Annotated in this window: 17 protein-coding genes and 1 tRNA gene; 10 read left to right on the plus strand and 8 right to left on the minus strand. The window is 49.1% G+C overall.

Annotation, left to right across the window (positions count from 1 at the left end; all coding sequences use genetic code 11):
- Nucleotides 1-9: 9 nt before the first annotated feature.
- The gene (locus tag EOJ37_RS01750) at nt 10-1320 is read right to left on the minus strand and encodes an L-cysteine desulfidase family protein (RefSeq protein ID WP_127957116.1); all 1311 of its coding nucleotides are present in this window, start codon (nt 1318-1320) and stop codon (nt 10-12) included.
- Nucleotides 1321-1666: 346 nt separating this feature from the next.
- Nucleotides 1667-2920, minus strand: coding sequence for a peptidase T (pepT, locus tag EOJ37_RS01755; RefSeq protein ID WP_420820607.1), 1254 nt, complete (start codon nt 2918-2920; stop codon nt 1667-1669).
- A 94-nt stretch (nt 2921-3014) separates the two neighbouring features.
- On the opposite strand from pepT, the gene EOJ37_RS01760 reads away from it, so the two are divergent.
- The 4 genes from EOJ37_RS01760 to EOJ37_RS01775 all read left to right on the plus strand — a co-directional run bounded on the left by EOJ37_RS01760 (nt 3015) and on the right by EOJ37_RS01775 (nt 8288).
- The gene (locus tag EOJ37_RS01760) at nt 3015-4607 is read left to right on the plus strand and encodes an ABC transporter substrate-binding protein (protein WP_127957025.1); all 1593 of its coding nucleotides are present in this window, start codon (nt 3015-3017) and stop codon (nt 4605-4607) included.
- A 791-nt stretch (nt 4608-5398) separates the two neighbouring features.
- Complete coding sequence (feoA, locus tag EOJ37_RS01765; RefSeq protein ID WP_127957027.1) at nt 5399-5620, plus strand: ferrous iron transporter A; 222 nt, start codon at nt 5399-5401, stop codon at nt 5618-5620.
- Nucleotides 5621-5739: 119 nt separating this feature from the next.
- A complete protein-coding gene (gene feoB, locus EOJ37_RS01770) occupies nt 5740-8049 on the plus strand; it encodes a Fe(2+) transporter permease subunit FeoB (RefSeq protein WP_127957029.1) in 2310 nt (769 codons plus the stop codon).
- Entirely contained in the window at nt 8049-8288 is a 240-nt protein-coding gene (locus tag EOJ37_RS01775; protein ID WP_127957031.1) for a FeoC-like transcriptional regulator, read from the plus strand. The genes feoB and EOJ37_RS01775 overlap by 1 nt, the downstream gene beginning before the upstream one ends.
- A gap of 57 nt (nt 8289-8345) precedes the next feature.
- Here the strand turns inward: EOJ37_RS01775 and bioH are convergent, their stop codons facing one another.
- Nucleotides 8346-9116: a pimeloyl-ACP methyl ester esterase BioH gene (bioH, locus tag EOJ37_RS01780; RefSeq protein ID WP_127957033.1), complete on the minus strand. Its 771-nt coding sequence runs from the start codon at nt 9114-9116 to the stop codon at nt 8346-8348.
- Nucleotides 9117-9163: 47 nt separating this feature from the next.
- Between bioH and gntX the strand changes: the two genes are divergently transcribed.
- The 4 genes from gntX to EOJ37_RS01800 all read left to right on the plus strand — a co-directional run bounded on the left by gntX (nt 9164) and on the right by EOJ37_RS01800 (nt 13080).
- Nucleotides 9164-9847, plus strand: a complete 684-nt coding sequence (gntX, locus tag EOJ37_RS01785) for a DNA utilization protein GntX (protein WP_127957035.1) — start codon at nt 9164-9166, stop codon at nt 9845-9847.
- A 301-nt stretch (nt 9848-10148) separates the two neighbouring features.
- Nucleotides 10149-11247 (plus strand): peptide chain release factor 2 gene (gene prfB / locus EOJ37_RS01790; RefSeq protein ID WP_127957037.1). Its coding sequence is split into 2 segments (ribosomal slippage): nt 10149-10223 and nt 10225-11247, totalling 1098 coding nucleotides; the frame shifts between segments, so codons are not numbered across the junction.
- A gap of 9 nt (nt 11248-11256) precedes the next feature.
- On the plus strand, nt 11257-12774 hold the full coding sequence (gene lysS, locus EOJ37_RS01795; RefSeq protein ID WP_127957039.1) for a lysine--tRNA ligase: 1518 nt from the start codon (nt 11257-11259) through the stop codon (nt 12772-12774).
- 232 nt (nt 12775-13006) lie between these two features.
- A tRNA-Gly gene (locus tag EOJ37_RS01800) sits at nt 13007-13080 on the plus strand.
- 361 nt (nt 13081-13441) lie between these two features.
- On the opposite strand, the gene EOJ37_RS01805 is transcribed toward EOJ37_RS01800, so the two are convergent.
- Nucleotides 13442-14467 carry a DUF1202 family protein gene (locus EOJ37_RS01805; protein ID WP_240651654.1) on the minus strand — a complete coding sequence of 342 codons (1026 nt, stop codon included), beginning with the start codon at nt 14465-14467 and terminating at the stop codon, nt 13442-13444.
- Between the two features lie 448 nt (nt 14468-14915).
- On the opposite strand from EOJ37_RS01805, the gene EOJ37_RS01810 reads away from it, so the two are divergent.
- Both EOJ37_RS01810 and EOJ37_RS01815 read left to right on the plus strand, forming a co-directional pair.
- Nucleotides 14916-15374 (plus strand): DMT family transporter, encoded by a 459-nt coding sequence (locus tag EOJ37_RS01810; RefSeq protein WP_127957043.1) that lies wholly within the window; start codon nt 14916-14918, stop codon nt 15372-15374.
- An 18-nt stretch (nt 15375-15392) separates the two neighbouring features.
- Nucleotides 15393-15842, plus strand: a complete 450-nt coding sequence (locus EOJ37_RS01815) for a DMT family transporter (RefSeq protein ID WP_240651655.1) — start codon at nt 15393-15395, stop codon at nt 15840-15842.
- 210 nt (nt 15843-16052) lie between these two features.
- Here EOJ37_RS01815 and EOJ37_RS01820 read toward each other — a convergent pair whose 3' ends face one another.
- The 4 genes from EOJ37_RS01820 to EOJ37_RS01835 form a co-directional block, all read right to left on the minus strand.
- Nucleotides 16053-16466 (minus strand): hypothetical protein, encoded by a 414-nt coding sequence (locus EOJ37_RS01820; protein WP_127957047.1) that lies wholly within the window; start codon nt 16464-16466, stop codon nt 16053-16055.
- Between the two features lie 317 nt (nt 16467-16783).
- On the minus strand, nt 16784-18421 hold the full coding sequence (locus EOJ37_RS01825; RefSeq protein ID WP_127957050.1) for a thiamine pyrophosphate-binding protein: 1638 nt from the start codon (nt 18419-18421) through the stop codon (nt 16784-16786).
- A 104-nt stretch (nt 18422-18525) separates the two neighbouring features.
- Nucleotides 18526-19995 (minus strand): aldehyde dehydrogenase, encoded by a 1470-nt coding sequence (locus tag EOJ37_RS01830; RefSeq protein WP_127957052.1) that lies wholly within the window; start codon nt 19993-19995, stop codon nt 18526-18528.
- 16 nt (nt 19996-20011) lie between these two features.
- The gene (locus tag EOJ37_RS01835) at nt 20012-20806 is read right to left on the minus strand and encodes an aspartate dehydrogenase (protein WP_127957054.1); all 795 of its coding nucleotides are present in this window, start codon (nt 20804-20806) and stop codon (nt 20012-20014) included.

The raw sequence follows: 20806 nt of genomic DNA on the forward strand, positions 1-20806 counted from the left end.
ACTGCCTGTTCAAGAAGCCTTGCGAGCCATAATTTCAATAATCTGGCGATCAGTTTGCTGCATTGAGTGGTTGGCTAACGCGCAAAGGTTAGCGATCGACTGCTCAACATCGTCAGCCACAATGCCCTCATTACCGGTCACACCGGTATTATCCAGCGCCATCAGCACCGACTTCCAGGCCGATGCCGCACTGGTAGAGACCTTCATCGCACAGCTATTCGAAGCACCATCACAAATCATGCCACTGACATCACCAATCATACTACTGATAGCCCTGGCAATAGTCTCATAACGACCGTCGATCAACCACACCATACCGGCAGCAGCCCCCATCGACGCAGTAGTTGCTGCACAAAGTGCCGATAAGCGCGGCAACTGATGATGGATATAGATTGCACTGAGATGAGACAACATCAGTGCTCGAGCCAACTGCTCCTCGCTGGCGTCAAAGTGCTCCGCCACAACCACCACTGGCAGTGTCGCTGCAATGCCCTGATTACCTGAACCGGAGTTACTCATTGCCGGCAGCGTTGCACCACCCATGCGTGCATCAGAAGCGGCACTGGTACGGATCACGATATTGCTGGATAGATCACGCGCTAATAGCCCCGCAGCACGCTGCTTTTCCAGTGTGGCTCCGATATGCAGCCCCCACTGACCGGTTAATCCTTCACGTGACAATGCTTCATTTAATCGTGCTGCCTCAAGAATAAAGGCAATCTGCTCTGGTGGTACTTCGCTAATAAAGTCAAAAATCTGTCGCAAAGAGCTGTGTGCCAGTTGTTGACGAGCCTCTTCAGCCTGACTGGCTGCCTCCGCTTCATCCAACATAAACAGACATTGGCCCTGTTTTTCGATCTGTATAATACGCGTATGCCCACCAGCAATAGTGACACTGGCCCACTCATCACCTGCATACACTTTCGCTCGAGAGTAGAGGATCTGATCACAAGGCTGCTGTAGCATCACACTCACCGCACCAGCGTGCAGCAGCGCCTTAGCGTCAGCAATCTGCTGCTCACTGGCGTGGCTCAACACTTCTAACCCGGCCTCAGCATCACCCCCGATTGCGCCTAATGCCGCCGCGATCGGCAAACCAACCATACCGGTACCGGGAACCGTCACACCCATACCATTTTTCATTAGGTTAGGAGAGACCCAAGCCTCGATACGCTCAACTGGCGCAGCCAATTGTGCAGCCGCAGTCGCACTGGCCAACGCCAATGAAATCGGTTCAGTACAACCCAGTGCAGGCTTAACCTCCTCCCGCACAATGTGAATAAATTGTTGCCACAAGGCGTGATTCTCTGGTTTAGACATCATCAATACCCCAATAGGAGAAAATGGCTCCCCGACGTCAACCGATTAGGAGCAATTAGATCGTTTATTGTCTTGTTTTATTACCAACAGCGCGTTACTTGGCTGCCGATAGTGAATGCGCTCTAGCGCGATAACAAAATCATACTGCTTGATGCAGAGAAAAATTTCACAATCTCAACCAGCCTCGGGCAGGTAAAGGAGAATTTTTTTCTCTTTCTCAGATAAGACACGCCCCCTGCCAAGGAGGCAGTTGGGAGGGAGCGTGTTTCGTGGTGAGCCGTCAACCTCAGTCACAGAATTGAAATTAGCATTTTTAATTCAATAAATTGAAAAAAATCACCGCATGTTATTTAAGCTTGAAAGTACCGCTTTGGTCTGCTGCCGCCAGTAAACAGAGCTGACGAGCGACTTGGTAAGATGCCTCAAATGACTTCAGTGGCAGGAATTCGAACCGAGAGTGGAAATTATGTGCGCCTGTGAAGAAATTGGGAGTTAGCAACCCCTTAGCTGAAAGTGCTGCACCATCAGTGCCACCCCGCATTGGGATCGGCTTTGGAGTAATCGCTAACTGTTCCATGGCACGAAACAGCAGTTCAATCGCGCGCTTATCCTCAGCAATCGCATTACTGATATTGCTGTAGACATCCTCAATTTGATACTCGACTTTAGCAGTGGGATATCGCGCAGCGATTTTCTCTGCTACATCAGCAATCTGCTGTTTCCGATCAGCAAAACTGGCCTGATCAAAGTCACGAATGCTAGCCTCAAGCCGAGCATGACTCTGTACCGCCTCAAGGCCATTAAACCAAATGTAACCTTCACGATCTGCGGTATGTTCCGGTGTCTGCTGGCGGTCAAAGTGGCTGATGTAATCCATCGCCATCAATAACGGATTGACCAGTACACCCTTAGCAGACATCGGATGCGCAGTCACGCCAGTAAAATGGATCTGTGCCGAAGCAGCATTAAAGTTTTCATAGACAATTTCACCCAACTCACAGCAATCGATAGTCCAGGCAAAATCGACGTTAAAGCGTTGCTCAATATCAAGAGCCTTAGCACCACGTAACCCGACCTCTTCATCTGGCACAAAGGCGACCACAATATCACCGTGGCGATCGGCGTCTGTCAGGTTTTCCAGCAAAGCCATTACCACCGTCACTGCTGCTTTGTTATCCGCCCCTAACACGCTGGTACCGTCGCTGAAAATGATCTCCTGATCACGATAAGCCAAGATTTCCGGATGCTCTTCCACACGCAGCCAAATCTGTTCGTCACGATTAAGACAGATATCCTCACCAGTAAAGCGCAGGATTTGCGGGCGAATATCAGGTGACAATCCCACATCAACGGTATCAGTATGTGTAATAAAACCAATACGTGGCGCACCCACCACGTTACCCTTTTTCACTGCTGTCACAGTGGCATACTGATCCACTACGATCTGTTCTAGGCCTAGTTGCTCCAGCTCTTTCGCCAGTAATTGCGCCATCTCATGCTGACCAGGTGTTGATGGCAATGTGCTAACAGCCGCATTACTCTGGCTACTGATGGCCAAATAGCGGAAAAAACGTTCAGTTAATTGATGAGATAAAGACATACTAATTCCTTCTTTGTGAATAACAGTTGTTGGCTGTAACAGCTGTTTAATGTTATTTATGGTGGGCTAGATCAAATAAGAACAGGAAATCGACATGAAAAGCAAATTGACTACACTTGCTCTGGGAGTTGCCGCACTAACATTGAGTTCCACCTTGGCGGCGAAAACGCTGGTTTACTGTTCAGAGGGAGCACCCGAAAATTTTAATCCGCAGTTATATACCGCTGGCACCAGCGTTGATGCCAGCGCGGTGCCTATTTACAACCGACTGGTCGATTTTAAAGTCGGTACCACCGAGCTGCAACCGAGCCTAGCGGAAAGCTGGCAGATCAGCGAAGATGGCACAGTCTACACTTTCCACCTGCGTAAAGGAGTAAAATTCCACGATAACAAATACTTCACACCGAAGCGTGACTTCAACGCCGATGACGTAATTTTCTCTTTTATGCGGCAAAAAGATCCAAATCACCCCTACCACAGGGTCTCTGGTGGCAGCTATACCAATTTTGATAGCCTTGAGTTTGGCAAACTGATCACAGCAATCGATAAAGTTGATGATCACACGGTGCGCTTCACATTAGCGCACCCAGAGGCACCCTTTATTGCTGATCTTGGTTGGTATTTTGCTTCCATTCTGTCAGCGGAGTATGCGCAGGCAATGCTGAAAAATGGCACCCCGGAGCGGGTAGATAGTGATCCGATCGGCACTGGTCCATATAAACTAGTTCGTTATCAAAAAGATGCACGAATTCTCTATACCGCCTTCCCTGAACATTGGCGTGGCAAAGCAAAAATTGACCGCCTAATCTTCACCATTACGCCTGATGCCTCGGTGCGTTATGCCAAACTGGAAAAGAATGAATGCCAAGTGATGCCATTCCCCAATCCAGCCGATCTGCAACGCATGGCGAACAATAAAAACATAAAATTATTGAGCAAGTCTGGCTTAAATACCGGATTCCTTGCATTTAATACCCAGCGAGCACCATTAGACAAAGTGAAAGTGCGCCAGGCACTGGCGATGGCAATTAATAAAGCGGCTATTATTGACGCGTTATTCTACGGCACCGGCACCGTGGCAAAAAATTTATTACCGCCTGGTGTTTGGAGTGCACATAGCGAGCTGAAAGATTACGACTACGATCCCAAACGAGCCAAAGCACTACTCAAAGAAGCCGGTTTTGCCAACGGTGTGACTATTGATTTATGGGCAATGCCGGTACAGCGCCCCTATAACCCAAATGCTAAACGTATGGCAGAGATGATCCAGGCCGACTGGGCAAAAATTGGCGTCACTGCCAAAATCACCTCATTTGAATGGGGTGAATATCTCAGCAGGGTCAAAGAAGGGCAGCATCAAGCGGCACTAATGGGCTGGACAACCGCCACTGGCGACCCCGACAACTTCTTCGGTCCGCTATTCAGCTGTCAATCTGCCAATGGTGGTTCAAACTCGGCTAAATGGTGCTACGCCCCGTTCGATCAATTGCTGGTAAAAGCAAAATCGATCACAGATCAACAACAGCGTACCCAACTTTACCGACAAGCCCAAGAGATGATGCATGAACAGATGCCGGCAGTCATGATTGCGCACTCGACCATCTTTGAGCCAGTACGCAAAGAGGTCTCTGGTTATGAGATTGATCCCTTTGGTAAGCACATATTTTACCAAGTCGATATTAAATAGATCGTCTCAGTAGCCATCGCCTTTGTTGCCACACAGTCGGGTCAGAAAACGGTTCTGCCTGACTGTGATTTTGATCTGTGCTGACTCTGCTCCCAACCACTGCCTGAGTTGCCGTTAAAGGCATAATCATTCGGTCACTGACCTTCACCAATTTTTGATGCACCTCAACAAAGTTGCTTATTTTTTGTCACCCACAATCGACAACCACTGTGCTGCACCTTAATTCACTCTGCCTCTCATGTCCGCAACAAAATCTGCCCTCTATACTCCTAACACGAGCAAATAAGAATTATTGCAATTTAATTTCAGATAGATAATAAAAATCCTTAAGCCTAAAACATCAATCCAATCGAATCTTGAACACAATGAAGATACCAACATCGGTTAAGAATCACTCTTTCACCCCATGAAAAATAACAAAAAATATACAATTGCAACCATAACACCCCATTTGCACTACCTCCGCTATTAGTGTTAAAACTAACGCCAGTGAGCCATTTCTCCCTTCTGCACTTAACGTCAATGATTGCTAACTGGCACAGCCCATTTGGCAACCGAGTGTGCGAAGAAACCAGAACACACCGATAATAGATTGAATGCGCTAGCTGCTAACTGTGATGGTGTTGGCAAATGTGAAGCAGGAGGCGTTTTCTGTGTTGCATTCGATAATGATTCTCACTATTATTATCATGCCTGTTTCCTGCTGCAAGGTCTGTCGCGAACAGACGGTTTCAAGCAACAGTAACCAGCTATATACACTCGGAATTAAGACCATTTACTGAGAAGCAAACATGCATCTTCAACCGAAACAGAGCTATAAAATCAACGGATTTTCCAGTCAAATCAGCCCGGCCTACCGCCAAAAACTGCTGTCACTGGGGATGTTGCCCGGTTCACGTTTTGATGTTGTGCGTGTTGCACCACTCGGTGATCCAATCGAAATAAGAACACGTCACGTTAACCTGATACTGCGCAAGAAGGATCTCGACTTGCTTCTGTTAGATGCTCAGTAGCCTCGCGATGTAAGCAGGCTCACCGGCTTTTATTGGCCCAGGTTGCCAACAGCGACACAGTGCCGCTTATCGAACAACAGACAACCGTCCGCCGTAGCATATTGAACAACACTGGATCTATGAAAAAAATCACCATTGGCTTAATCGGCAACCCCAATTCAGGTAAAACGACCCTCTTTAATCAGCTAACTGGCGCTCAACAACGTGTCGGTAACTGGGCGGGTGTCACCGTTGAACGCAAAGAGGGGCTATTTAACACCACCCAATCGGAAGTCACACTGGTCGATCTGCCAGGTACCTACTCACTGACCACCATCTCAGAACAGACCTCACTGGATGAACAGATCGCCTGCCATTACATCCTGGCAGGAGAGGCAGATCTGCTGATCAACGTCGTCGATGCTGCCAACCTTGAACGCAACCTCTATCTGACACTACAACTACTTGAGCTTGGCATTCCCTGCATTGTCGCACTCAATATGCTCGACATCGCCAAACGCCAGCGGATTGACATAGATGCCGCAGCACTGGCTGAACGTCTGGGTTGCCCGGTGGTGCCGTTAGTCTCCACCAAAGCCACCGGTATTGACAGGTTAAAGCAAACTATCGACCAGCATCAGGCTTATCAACCTAAAGCACGGGTCGACTACCCAGCACAGTTGCTGCAACAAGCGGAACAGTTGGCCGCTGTCATGCCAACACCGCTGCCAGCAATCCAGCGTCGCTGGTTGGCAATACAGATGCTAGAGGGCGATATCTATAGCCGACAACTGACTGGGCAGGCGAACGCACTATTGGCACAATGCCAGTCAGCTATCGAACAGCAACTGGATAATGAAGCGGCACTACTGATCGCCGATGCACGCTACCAAGCGATTGCGACAATTTGTCAGGCAGTCAGTAATAGCCAACAGGCCGAACCTAACCGGCTAACGGAAATACTTGACAGCGTGATCCTGAATCGCTGGCTCGGATTACCGATCTTTCTACTGGTGATGTACCTGATGTTCCTGTTGGCGATCAACATCGGCGGCGCACTACAGCCGATGTTTGATCTCGGCTCTGCCGCAATCTTCATTCAAGGTATTCAGTGGCTCGGGCACACACTTAGCTTCCCGGAGTGGTTGACGCTATTCCTCGCACAAGGGATTGGTGGTGGTATCAATACGGTGCTGCCATTGGTACCGCAAATCGGCATGATGTATCTATTCCTCTCATTTTTGGAAGATTCTGGTTACATGGCACGCGCCGCTTTTGTGATGGATCGCTTGATGCAATCGATTGGCCTACCCGGCAAATCATTTGTACCGTTGATTGTCGGTTTTGGCTGCAATGTCCCCTCAGTAATGGGAGCACGCACACTCGACGCACAACGCGAACGGCTGATCACCATCATGATGGCACCCTTCATGTCCTGTGGCGCACGCTTGGCCATCTTCGCCGTATTTGCTGCCACCTTCTTTGGTCAAGGTGGTGCCAGCATTGTCTTCTCGTTGTATCTGCTCGGTATTGCCGTTGCTATCTTCACTGGTCTGGTACTGAAATACACCATCATGCGTGGTGAAGCCTCGCCATTCATTATGGAATTACCGGTCTACCACGTTCCACATGTGAAAAGTCTGCTACTGCAAACCTGGCAGCGGCTGAAAGGCTTCGTTCTGCGAGCGGGTAAAGTCATCGTGCTCGCTAGCATATTCATTGGCGCCCTGAACAGCTTCTCGCTACAAGGCAAACCGGTCGACAACATCAATGACTCAGCATTAGCCTCGGTCTCTCAAGTGTTAACGCCGCTGCTGCAACCAATGGGTGTTAACCGCGATAACTGGCAGGCAACCGTTGGCCTGGTCACCGGTGCGCTGGCAAAAGAAGTGGTTGTAGGAACACTCAACACGCTCTACACCGCTGAACAACTTACCAGCGAACCCTTTGATGCAGGTAATTTTAATCTGCTTAATGAACTAAACGCCGCACTGCAAGAGACTTGGCAAAGTTTGCAAGATACCTTCTCGCTGAGTGTACTGTTCAATCCCATAGAGGCTAGCAAAGGGGATGGTGAACTGAGCGAAAGCTCAATGGGTATGATGAGTGAAAAATTCGGTGGTGCAATCCCAGCTTATAGCTACCTGATTTTTGTACTACTCTACGTACCCTGCATCTCAGTGATGGGTGCAATTGCGCGTGAATCAAGCCGTGGCTGGGTCATGTTCTCAATCCTCTGGGGATTGAATATCGCCTACTCTCTAGCCACTCTGTTCTATCAACTGGCAACCTTTAGCCAGCACCCGCAACAAAGTGCAATCACTATCGCGCTGGTCGTCCTGTTTAACACACTGGTACTATTTGGTTTACGCCAAGCACGCAACAGAGTGACCTTCCACCTCTCGGCAGCGAAGACCAATCCTGTCAACTCACGGGGTGACTGCCACTAATGGCTACTTTATTACAACTTCGTGATGCTCTAGCGCTGCTCGGCAGCGCTCAGGCTCAGCAATTAAGTCGTCAACTGGCAACACCGTTGCCCTTGGTCGAGGCGATGCTAGAACGCTTAGTCGCGATAGGAAAAGTCGAACAATTGCAAATGGCGCCTAACGACTGCTCCAGTGGCCGCTGCCAAGGTTGTGCCGAAACCGCTCAATGCTGTAGCACTGTTTTTTACCGCCTGAAATAAGCGAATCAAACCACTACAGCGGCAGCGCACCACACGCTAATCTGACCACTGCTGCCGTTAACCTTTTTCTACAAACTGGTTAACGGCAGCGCTAAACTGTTGCGGATGAGAGATAAACGGTGCATGTGCTGCTTTCGCGATCACTACAGATTGGGAAGTTGGCCAATATTGATCCAACAAACCTGCCACCTTACGTGGCACCAACCCATCCAGATAGCCATAGATCCGTAGCATCGGCAAATCACACTGCGCGAATACCTGCCGCTGATCGACAGTACGCAACATCATCAACCCGGCATTCAGCACCTCAATCGTGGCGGTTGGATGACTCAGCACCGCTTGCTTCAACTGTCGGGTATCCTGTTTGGCACTCTCGGTGCCAAGTGTCTGTAGAGCAAGAAAACGCTCCACTGTACGGCTGAAATCCTGGCTTAACTGCTGCTCAAAATTGTGCAACACTTCAGGCCGAATACCGGGCCAATCTGGCTGTGTACAAAAACAGGGCGAAGAAGCGACGCTAATCAACCCACTCACGCGCTCAGGTGCCATCAACGCGACCTCTGCCGCCACCAAACCACCCAACGACCAACCTAACCAGTAGGCGCGCGCCGGTGCGACCGCTAACAGCAACGCGGCCATCTGCTGCAATGACAGCGCACCGTAACCCTGGCTACGTCCATAGCCAGGCAGATCGACCAAGTGCAGACGAAAATGTGCCGTCAATCGCGGAATAGTGCAATCCCAAACGGCGGCATTCAGCCCCCATCCGTGCAACATCACAAGATCGCGATCACCGTTACCTATTGTTTGCCAAAACAGCGCGGACATCAGTTATTCTCCTGCATCAACCACTGAGGATAAAAATCGGGAGCGCTATGCTAACAATCCACAGCCGTTGTTGGCTATGCCGGCAACCCCTAAAACTAAAACAACAGGGGATCTGTAGCTACTGCCTAAACTCACTGCCAACCAAGCCGTGCTGCTGCCCTCGCTGCGGCCTACCCAGCGCACTGGCCGATCGCCCTTGTGGTCGCTGCCTGCAAAAACCGCCAGCGTGGCAACAACTCATTTTTGTCACCGACTACCGCCCACCTCTCAGCACGCTAGTCAAACAGTTCAAATTTCAACGCTCACCCGCACTGGCAACTGCATTAGCCCGCCTGATACTGCTCGAATGGCTAACCGCGTATCGCGCACAACGGCTAGGCAAACCTGATCTGATCCTGGCTGTTCCGTTACATAATAAACGTGCCTGGCAGCGTGGTTATAACCAAACAGATCTACTCGCTCGCCCCCTCGCCCACTGGCTCGGTTGCCAATATCAGCCAGCAACACTGCGCCGAGTTAAAAGTACTGCTCCACAGCAACAACTACCCGCACGCTTACGACAACACAATCTACATAACGCCTTCCGCTGCGATGAAAACCTGGCTGGATGCCATGTTGCGCTACTCGATGATGTGGTAACTACCGGCAACACCGTCGCCGAAATCACCCGCTTGTTACAGCAAAACGGCGCGGCATCGGTACAGATATGGACGCTCTGCCGCACACTATAGGCTGAACAACACTACGCTATAAATATCGCTTATCGAACATTCCCCAGTAGGCACGATCGCTATGCTCAGTTTTGGCGCAGTTCGCACGCAGAAAACTCAACCTACCGGTCGTCGATAAGAATGATGAGCACACCCGAGAACAACATCGAGCGCGTAGCATGAATAGGATAAGCGCTCAGCCAATATCGGCAGTTTGTCAGCAAGAATAAGGGTATAAACTGACGGCGTGATCAGCTAGAATTAGCGCCAACCTTGGCTGCACGCCAATGATCACACTCACAACCTAAGCACACAGAAAATCATGTTTGAAATTAACCCAGTAAAAAATCGCATTCAGGATCTGTCTGAACGCACCAGCGTTCTCAGGGGGTATCTTTGACTACGATGGCAAACAAGAACGCCTAGAAGAAGTTAATGCCGAGCTAGAACAACCCGATGTCTGGAATGAACCTGAACGAGCGCAGGCTCTCGGTAAAGAGCGTTCAACACTTGAAGCGGTCGTCGCTACCATTGATCAACTGCAACAAGGGTTTGAGGATGTCAACGGCCTGCTGGAACTGGCTGTTGAAGCAGAAGACCAACAGACCTTTGACGAAGCGGTCGCGGAACTGGATCAACTGAGTAGCAAGCTGGAACTGCTTGAATTCCGTCGTATGTTCTCTGGCCAACACGACAGCGCTGACTGCTACCTAGATATCCAGGCGGGTTCTGGTGGCACTGAAGCACAGGATTGGGCCAGCATGTTGTTGCGCATGTACCTGCGTTGGGCTGAAGCCAAAGGCTTTAAAACCGAAATGATCGAAGAATCTGATGGTGACGTTGCCGGTCTAAAATCTGCCACCATCAAAGTGAGCGGTGATTACGCCTTTGGCTGGTTACGTACAGAAACCGGGGTACATCGTTTAGTACGCAAAAGCCCATTCGACTCTGGTGGCCGTCGCCACACCTCATTTAGCTCGGTATTTGTCTACCCGGAAGTTGATGATGATATCGACATTGAGATCAACCCGGCTGATCTGCGTATCGATGTTTATCGTGCTTCAGGTGCTGGCGGCCAGCATGTGAACAAAACCGAATCCGCAGTGCGTATCACTCACTTGCCAACCAATATCGTGGTGCAGTGTCAGAATGACCGCTCACAGCATAAAAACAAAGATCAGGCATTCAAACAGTTACGCGCCAAACTATATGAATATGAGATGCAGAAAAAGAATGCTGATAAACAGATGATGGAAGATAACAAATCGGACATCGGTTGGGGCAGCCAGATCCGCTCTTACGTACTGGATGATTCACGCATTAAAGATTTACGTACCAGCGTAGAAACACGCAACACACAGGCCGTGTTGGATGGCGACCTGGACAAATTCATTGAAGCAAGTTTGAAAGCAGGCCTATGAGGAACAGAAATGTCTGAGCAACAAGCACACAGCGCCGAGCAGGTGTTAGATCTCAACAACGAGTTGCAGTCACGCCGGGAAAAACTCGCCGCGCTGCGCGAAAATGGCATTGCGTTTCCGAACGATTTCCAGCGTGATACCACTGCCGATGTGCTGCACACGCAGTACGATGACAAAGAAAACAGTGAACTGGAAGCGTTGGGTGTTGAAGTGAGTGTCGCTGGCCGAATGATGACACGTCGCATCATGGGCAAAGCCTCTTTCGTCACCCTGCAAGATGTGGGTGGACGCATTCAGCTCTATGTCGCACGCGATGACCTGGCAGAAGGCATCTACAACGAACAGTTTAAAAAATGGGATCTGGGCGATATTCTCGGTGCTCGTGGCAAACTGTTTAAGACCAAAACCGGTGAACTATCGCTCCACTGTAGCGAACTACGCCTGTTAACCAAAGCATTACGCCCACTGCCGGATAAATTCCACGGCCTAGCGGATCAAGAAACCCGCTATCGCCAACGCTACCTGGACTTGATCGCTAACGAAAACTCACGCAACACCTTTAAAATTCGTTCCCACGTCATGGCCGCAATCCGCAACTTTATGGTCTCGCGCGGCTTTATGGAAGTGGAAACCCCGATGATGCAAGTGATCCCTGGTGGTGCTTCTGCACGCCCATTTATCACCCATCACAATGCGCTGGATATTGACATGTACCTGCGCATCGCACCAGAGCTATACCTCAAACGCTTAGTTGTCGGTGGTTTCGAGCGGGTATTTGAGATCAACCGCAATTTCCGCAATGAAGGTGTGTCACCACGCCACAACCCAGAGTTCACCATGATGGAACTCTATATGGCTTATGCCGATTACCGTGATTTAATCGAACTGACTGAATCGCTGTTCCGCACAGTGGCACAACAGGTACTCGGCACCACTCAAGTCCCGTATGGCGACGCCCTGTTCGATTTTGGTCAACCCTTTGCCAAACTGACCATGCGTGAAGCAATCAAAAAATATCGACCAGAGACAGAACTGAGTGATCTGGACGATATGGCAAAAGCAGTCGCGATTGCCGAATCGATTGGCATCAAAGTGGAAAAAAGCTGGGGCTTGGGTCGCGTGGTAACTGAGATTTTCGAAGAGACAGCCGAAAGCCATCTGATCCAGCCGACCTTCATCACTGAATATCCGGCTGAGGTCTCACCGTTGGCTCGTCGTAACGATCACAACCCAGAGATCACTGACCGCTTCGAATTCTTTATCGGTGGACGCGAGATCGGCAACGGTTTTTCGGAATTGAATGATGCAGAAGATCAGGCACAACGTTTCGCTGATCAAGTTGCAGCGAAAGATGCTGGTGACGATGAAGCGATGTTCTACGATGAAGATTACATCACCGCCCTCGAACATGGCTTGCCACCAACAGCAGGCCTTGGGATCGGTATTGATCGTATGGTGATGCTATTGACCAACAGCCACACCATCCGTGATGTGATCCTGTTCCCTGCCATGCGACCAGGCAAATAGCCCTCGCAACCCCCAACAAGCGTAGCGCTAACATACGCCAAACACCGCCAGAGTCACCAACCGATCTTGGTGACTCTGCTGTTAATAACCCGGCAACCGCAGCAACAACTGTGCCATCAACGTTATCCAACATGGCAACAACTCGGCTTTAGTGCCACATTATTTGCGATTATGCTATCGTGCCACTTGCTCAGCACAAATAAGCGGTTATAATGCCAGCCAGATCGCTCATGCGGGTGTAGTTCAATGGTAGAACGGCAGCTTCCCAAGCTGCATACGAGGGTTCGATTCCCTTCACCCGCTCCAAACGCACTTCCTACACCCGCTGCTGCAGTCCATCAACTTCTGTAAAATAGAGACATTCAGTCAAGCCCTGTCAGCGTAACGCCGACTCGATTATCCCGAAATTTACCACTCATATGGGCGTAGACAGAGGGGTGCCAGATTACATATTCGCCAAAAATTCAGCGAGCAGGCTCAATGTCTGGATACCTGCCCCTGTTGCAGTTGAACAGCTTACTTAACTCAGTGTCCGATTGTTCTCGACGACTATCGCAAGCTGACAATCGGCAAAAGAACAGAACACATGCTACCGCTATGGTGAACTATAAGGTTACCCCTGCCAGTACATCTGTTTTACAAAACAGATGTACTGGTTCAAGGTGAATCAGTTAATGATTTTCTTCTGGCGCAGTTGCTCCATGTCCTGTTCCCAGCGTTCGAGTTGTGGTTTAAGCCTGAATAAATTCTCGTTGATGGTCTGTCGTTTATAGACCAGCTTATTCTTTGCTGCATCTAGCTGATAAAACGCTTTATATTTTTCTTGCTTCATTTTTTCTACATCTGCCTGCATTTTATTATATTCGGCACGATATTTTTCTGAATATTCATAAAATACTTTGGCTCTTTTATTCGCTAACTCATGGTCATAAATATTACCACCAGCTCTTTTTCTTGCTTCTACTGCTGGTTGGTAGACTTCCTGATTATATTTCTTCTCAAAGGCCGAAGTCGAATTTTTCTCTGCATAATCTTTGAGATCTCGCCTTAGCTTTTTGTCAGTATTTTCAGTAAAGCTAATCCGATTCTGTTGATTACCATTTTCATCCTTACCCCAAAGTTCATCGAGCTTTTTTTCAGCACCGATGATGTCATTATCGACTTGCTGCAATTGGATGGTCAGGTTTTCTATTGTCTGTTTTTTTTGTTGATAACTGCGCTTCGCTTCTGCCATTTTTTCCTTGAATTGACTAGAACCGATCACAATATACCCTTCGTGCTCATCGATACTTCCAATTATCTTCCCCTTAAATTCAGGTGCAGTCTGGATATCGAAGAAATTCACCACCCATCCTGTATCAGCACTACCTATGCTCGTTATAGTCGCACTAAAAGTGACTGCTTTGCCTTTTTTCCAGGTTTTTTCCAGAATAGTATAATCATTACCCAAACTACTTACTTGCTGGTAATAGTCATTTTCAGGTAAAAATTTTCCCACTGCCAAATAGGTACGCAGATTACCTCGAACTAAAGTTTCAGTAAGTTTGATCTTATCCAGTTGTGCTTGCTCGCGAAACTCCTCTCTGAAATTTTCTTTCAATACATCCTCTGGCGGCATATGTTTATCACGGCATCCACTCAACAACAGTACGAGTAATGCTATTCCCACAGTCAATAGACCTGTAAATCTCATTTTTAACACAATCGCTCTTCCTTCTTTAATTGTTTTATTTATCTATAAAGAAATAAATAAAAAGTGTATTTTTATAAAAATAATGATATGCATTTCAGAAACCCTTCATTTTAATGAAAAGCAACCATCTCCATCAACTGAGCCTAAGCGCAGCTTGTGGTTGCAGATTAAATAATTAAGATGCAATGTCAAGATACAGCCCAAAAATTTAAATATGATTTAGCAATGCATTTTACTATCGTGACAAGATGCGCTGGGTATGATCGTGATTATGCACTACCATCAACTCACTTCATTTAACATTTCATTGACAAAAATGCACGATACGTGCATCCTCTTGCGTAACTTATATCAGCACAAGCATGAACCTTATTAATAGCGTTTTATGTTGTGCATTATGAGGATTGTGATGTAACTGCACTGGTTTTTAATCCATAGGTTGTAAATTGTGACTGACAATATAAAAAATGTCTTTGTCGCTATTCTTAGCGGCTTCTTTCTTACCTTAATGTTTCAATCTAATAGCAACTTATCTGGACAAACCTCTCCGGTGATCGCTTCATGGCTGGCACACGGTACTGGCATGTTGTGTTCATTTATACTTGTTATTTTATTGATAAAGAAAGCACCATCAAAATCTAATACTCAAGTAAGCAAGAGACACAAATGGTTGTATCTCGGTGGCATTCCTGGTTCTTTTACTGTCATTTTGGCAACAATGGCAATTAATGGCGGGATCCCTCTCTCTAGTACCATTGCTCTTAGCTTGGTTGGGCAATTACTCTTTGGCTTTATTTCAGATCACTTCGGTTTATTCGGCTCAACAAAACGCAAGCTATCACGTAGTAGTCTGTATATCTTCCCACTGATCATTTCCGGTTGTTTTCTCATCATCTATAGCCTCTAGGGAGTAATTACCGTGGATATGCTTATTTTTATTGCGTTACTGAACGGGATAGTGATTAGCTCGGCGAGAGTAATAAATGGTCAATTGAGTACCTCAGTCGGTGCTTTGCATACATCGCTTTGGAACCATAGCGTGGGTTTTCTTTTTTTGACTCCGATAGTAGCTCTATTGTACTGGCAACAGTTAAGTCAATTAGATTGGTTGCAAATTCCCGCCTATTCTTGGCTCGGTGGTGTGTTTGGTGCGCTATTCATAGCAACCAGCAGCTACGTTTTTCCCCGCATGGGAGCGCTGAATACGTCAGTATTGATTATTGGCGGTCAGATGTGTTCGGCAGTTCTGTTTGATGTGCTCAGTCATGGGGGACGTGGTCAGATGATGCAACTGTTGGGTATCGCACTGATCACCATCGGAATTATCCTATCTACACTTGAGAGAAATCATAATGATGACCGTCTATCTGAATAAGCATTATTGACTCTGCCAATTTGAATACCGCTAACTGTGTGGTGTGATCGACGCCCTTTTCTGTGATGCCTGTATTGTCCTAGTGGCGATTAGATTCACAGCAGCGGAGCAGGAGATCCCACCACTACAGAGTTAATGATGGGACAGTGTTGCTGGGTAGTGTCAAGCGATGCTGTAAGTCATGCTGCGCACAACCAGCACGGCTACAACTTAGTGATGCTTATGATGTTTGTGTGGGTGCTTCTTCTTGTCATCATGCTTTTTATGGTGTTTCTTTGACTTATCATCCTTTTTCAATTGCTCTTTGTGCAGCGCTTCTCTTCTCTGTAGCTCTTCTTTACGTAGTGCTTCCCTTCTCTGCAACTCCTCTTTACGTAGTGTCTCTCTTCTGTGCAGCTCTTCTTTGCGTATCGCTTCCCTTCTCTGTAACTCCTCTTTGTGCAGTGCTTCTCTTCTTTGCAACTCTTCCTTAGTGATAACGTCTCTTGGTGGGGTAGCGTGATGCGGCATCTGATGCACTTCATGGCCTCGGAGACTACTTGGCGCCATATTATCTGCAGCGTTAGCAGTGATAGCGCTGAGCATCAATGTGCTGTACGCCGCGATCGAGAGCAACTTGTTCATAAAACCACCTCTTAGCATAAAAAAACGGAAAATAAGACTAAAATGCAAAATAGCGGCGGATTTTTAGCATAAATAGCTAGGAAGAAAAAATAATAAAGTTAAATAAAATGTAATGATGTTGATTAGCCTGTAGATGTTGCTTACCCATAGTTGACCGTTCATCAGTAGCCGTTGGCTTCCTGGCTGAAACACAAGTTAGCCTGTCGTGCTATTGGTAATGGCATGGCGAGAAACGCGCATTTGCAAGTCAGCCTGTGGCACCCATGGTGCGCGATACATTGTGCCTACAGGCTGTAGCGGAGGAGTTCGAATCGTGGCTAGTAGAGCTTTTGTGGCGGCCCGGCAAAATTGAGTGCACCAATATGCTGCATCTCAACTTCAACCACTGAAGGACCACAATAGTTGATCGCTTCTGCCAATACGTTGTCGAACTGCGCGGCACTGCTCACCTTCCATGCTTTTAATCCCATCGCTTGTGCCAATTCACAAAATGCTGGGGTATGCAGTTGGTTGTAGTATTGACGCCCAGCGAAATATTTTTCCTGGATACCTCGCATGACACCATAACCGCCATCATTCATTATCAGCAGGGTGATATTGGTCTGCTCTTGCACCATAGTGGCAAGTTCTCCTAGCCCCAACGCCAACCCGCCGTCGCCAACCAAACCCACTACTTTGCGTTGTGGATTGGCTATCGCGCAACCAATTGCCATCGGTAGTCCCATGCCAATGGCGCCAGCCAGTGAGTGGATATTGTGTAACGCTGCATGGGCTCGGAATAGGCGGCTGCCCCAGACGCTGCCAGAAACCGTGATATCACGCACCAACAAGCCGTCAGCAGGTAGTGCTTTGTCAATTGCATCATTCAATTTGGCATATTCGCCACACTGCTCACGTAGTGCCGTCTCTGCCAGTTGTACTGCGGTAGCGATCTCATCGTCCCAAATGCTGTCTACTTTTTCACCGATAGAGAAACGGGCCGCCAATGCGTTCAGCAGCGCTTGGCAATCACCGTGTATCTGTTCATCGGCCAGATAGTTGCGGTTAGCAGCTGCCGGGTTGATATCAATCTGAACCAGAGGTTGCGGCAGCGCTAGTGACCAGGTGCGGGTTTCATTACTGCGTAGCCGTGAACCCGCTACCAGTGTTAAATCACATTGGCGAATGATCGCCTCGACACTGGGTGAATTGTGGAATGCACGCAGGCTACGCGGATGGCTGTCCGGCAGAATGCCGCGCCCGTGGCTACTGGAGATCACCGCCACCCCAACATCGGCCAACTTTTTTACTGCTTCACTACAGGCTAGTGCGCCACCACCGACCCACAGTAGTGGGCGTTTGGCATTTTTTAGCCGTTGGTAGAGCCGTTCAACTGCATGGCCATCTGCCGCAGGCAGAGGTGGTGGCGAGATCGCTTCACCCACCAGGTTTGCCGGGATCAGGCTGTTTTGAATGTCGATTGGGATCTCAACCGCCACTGGGCCGCAAGGTACAGTTTGTGCTTCCAGAATGGCTCGCTGGATCACTGCTACCGCTTGTTGTGGTGAATGTACACGGTAAGCCTGTTTTGAACAGGCTCGCAGGAAATTGAGTTGGTCTTTGGTTTCGTGAATAAAACCGGCATCAGCATCCAAGTAGGCTTTTTCAACTTGGCCGGTGATGTGCAGTAACGGGGTGTTAGCGTTTAATGCTTCGATCATCGCGCCAACAGCATTACCGGCTCCAGCTCCGGTGCTGGTAAGTGCCACACCTAATCCAGAGAAACGGCCATCAGCATCAGCCATAGTGACCGCTCCGGCTTCGCCGCGTGCGGGTACAAAGCGGATCGCGCCACGTTGCCCCACTGCGTCGGCAATCGGCAGGTTGTGGATCGAGATGATGCCGTATATCGTTGCGACTCGGTAGTGTTCCAATGTGCGAGCTATCGCTTCGCCAACCGTGATTTTTTCGCTCATGCTTTGCCTTCTAAGTATCTTGTCTGCGGTGTGGCATGCCGCCGATCACCGCTTAATTTTTTGCCGCCAATATCGGCGGGGTTATCTGTCTGCTATCGCTAACTTCAATCGCTCCAGCCATTCGGCTGATGGTTTAGCGAGAGGTACAGGCTTTTTTGTTGCATGTAGGCATGAATACCGTGCAATCCCTTTTCTCGTCCTAGCCCGCTCTGTTTAAAACCGCCGAAGGGGGTGGCTATGGAGAAGGTTTTATAGGTGTTTACCCAGACAGTGCCCGCCTCTAGTTGTTCTGCCACTGCCATTGCACGGGTAAAATCACGGCTCCAGATCCCTGCTGCCAGGCCATACACTGAGTCATTCGCCTGCTCGATCAACTGTGCCTGATCATCAAATGGCATCACCACCAGCACCGGGCCAAAGATCTCTTCTTGACAGACGCGAGCCTGATTACTCAACCCTTCAATAATGGTGGGCTGGAAGTAACTGCCTTGTGCCAGTTGTGGATCAGCCGGTATTTCACCGCCGATCAAAATCTTGCCGCCTTCCTGTTTCGCTAGGTTGACGTAATCGATCACAGTTTGCCGATGTTTGTGGTTGATCAGTGGGCCAAGGTGTACGCCGGGTGTGAAGGGATCACCAATGCGTAGTCCAGCCGTAAGCTGGCAGAGCCGTTCGAGCAATGGTTGATAGAGTGAGCGATGTACAAACAGGCGTGAGCCGGCAATGCAAGCTTGCCCTGCCGAGCTGAAGATACCGTAGCAGATACCACGCGCAGCTAGCTCAATATCAGCATCTTCCAGTACGATGGTTGGCGATTTACCGCCCAACTCCAGTGAAGTCGGGATCAGTTTCTCGGCAGCGATGTGGGCCAGGTGGCGACCTGTGTTGGTGCCTCCGGTAAATGAGATCTTCTTCACTAACGGATGGCGTACCAGCGCTTCACCTATCACCGAGCCGCGCCCAGGCAGCACACTGAGCAGACCGGCCGGTAAACCTGCCTGTTCAAACAGTTCAGCCAGTTTTAGCGCTATCAATGGCGTGGCTTCGGCAGGCTTTAAGACTACCGCGTTGCCTGCTGCCAGTGCTGGAGCAATCTTCTGCATTTCACTGGCGATCGGCGAGTTCCACGGCGTGATCGCCGCGATCACCCCCAATGGCTGATACTGACTGAGTGTCAACACATCGCGGTTACGCTGAGTCGGCAGTTCGCCTTCCAGTACTTCACAAGCAGCAGCGAAATAGCGTGCGGTGCCTGCGGCACTGAGCACCAGCGCTCGAGTTTCTGCCAGCGGTTTGCCATTATCACGTGATTGCAGTTGTGCCAGTTCCTCTACCTGCTGGGTGATCAGTTCACTGACACGATGCAAGATTGTCGCACGTTGGTGCGGTAGCTGGTGGCGCCAACTGGCAGCTCGCCAAGCCTGCTCTGCGGCCTCGACCGCTTCGTTGACATCTTCAACGCTGGCAGCGCGCAAGCGGGCATTGAGGCTGCCATCGGCTGGGAAGGTCGAACTCATCTCTTCGCCCCGCCCTTCACGCCAACACCCTGCAACAAAGATTTTTAACATTTCCATAGTCTGCTCCTCTATTTCACACTGCAAAGCCACCATCAACCAATCTGCGGCAGGCTTGTACTGCACTCAGTGCAGCCAGTGTTGATGTTTTAGGGTTGCTCGCCAGCGGTTTACCACACAGCTCTATCTGAAATTCACCAAACAAGCCGACCACGTGTAAACGGTGAGTATTGCGTTGAGTCTGTGGATCAACTTGTAGCTGGACTTGAGTCTGTTCCATGCCTAAGCCATACAGAGCAATGGTGGCAGCAACATTGGCATTGGCCGGAAAGAGTTGTGCTGCTTCACGCGCTGAACCTTGAAAGAAAATTTGTGGCTGAGTGACCGCATTGAGGTCAATCATTCGTTCTGCCGCACTGCCGCGCCAACTGGCCGGACTTTTACTGGACTGATACGTGACGCTCTGTAAGCCACCTTCACGCGCAGCGGCCAGACCATCCATGCCTGCTACCGCGCCAGAGAGTACCAGCAAACGACCATGATGCTGCTGACAAGCTTGCTGCAAGCGCTGCTGAAGTGCTGCATCGGCTAATGCTCCAGTTGAGATCAACGCCAGTTGCCAACCTCGGCTCACAATCGCTTCGCCCCATTCAGCTACAGCCTGTTGGCTGGCACACTCCAGCACCAAGTCAGGCTGCCCATCACATGCGCTAAGTTCAGTTAATGGCTGCACCTGCCCCTGGAAGCGGGCATTAATTTCGGCATGATATTTGTCACGCGCGACGATCCAACCAACAGTGACACCGGGTGGTAAACGGGCAATTACCTCCTGAGCCATCGCTCCATAACCAATCATCATGATTTTTTTCAT

Source organism: Serratia microhaemolytica (assembly GCF_004011885.1).
Lineage (GTDB): Bacteria > Pseudomonadota > Gammaproteobacteria > Enterobacterales > Enterobacteriaceae > Serratia_G > Serratia_G microhaemolytica.